1 protein-coding gene is annotated in these 540 nt (G+C 72.0%); it reads left to right on the forward strand.

Annotation, left to right across the window (positions count from 1 at the left end):
• Positions 1-540: NAD(P)/FAD-dependent oxidoreductase (locus tag SB4_RS18670; RefSeq protein WP_153006356.1), on the forward strand; the 540-nt coding region annotated here is incomplete at both ends.

Here is a 540-nt window from a genome sequence, read left to right on the forward strand (position 1 = left end):
GGCGATCAGCGACGGCGAGGTCCGCCTGTCCGACGACCGCCGCCTGACCGCCGACCAAATCGTCGTGACGGCGGGCGTGGCAAGCGCCGCGCTGCTCCGCCCCTTCGGCCTGAAGGCCCCGATCATCGCCGAGCGCGGCTATCACCTCCAGACCGGCCCCGACGTCGACTGGCCCGCCGACCTGCCCCCGGTGGTGTTCGAGGATCGCTCGATGATCGTCACCCGCTTTGCCGGGGGCCTGCGCGCCGCCAGCATCGTCGAGTTCGCCCGCGCCGAAGCCAAGCCCGATCCGGCGAAGTGGAACCGCCTGCGCCACCACATCGCCGCGCTCGGCCTGCCGATCGGCGAGGACGCCAAACCCTGGATGGGCGCACGGCCGACCCTGCCGGATTACCTGCCCGCGATCGGGCGGGTGCCGGGGACGCGCGGGGTGTCCTATGCGTTCGGGCACAACCATCTGGGCCTGACGCTCGCGCCGATTACGGGGGAGTTGGTAGCGGCGATGCTGGACGCGAAAGCGTCTCCCGTAGCGCTGGCTGC

The organism is Sphingomonas sanguinis, assembly GCF_001476905.1.
Lineage (GTDB): Bacteria > Pseudomonadota > Alphaproteobacteria > Sphingomonadales > Sphingomonadaceae > Sphingomonas > Sphingomonas sanguinis_B.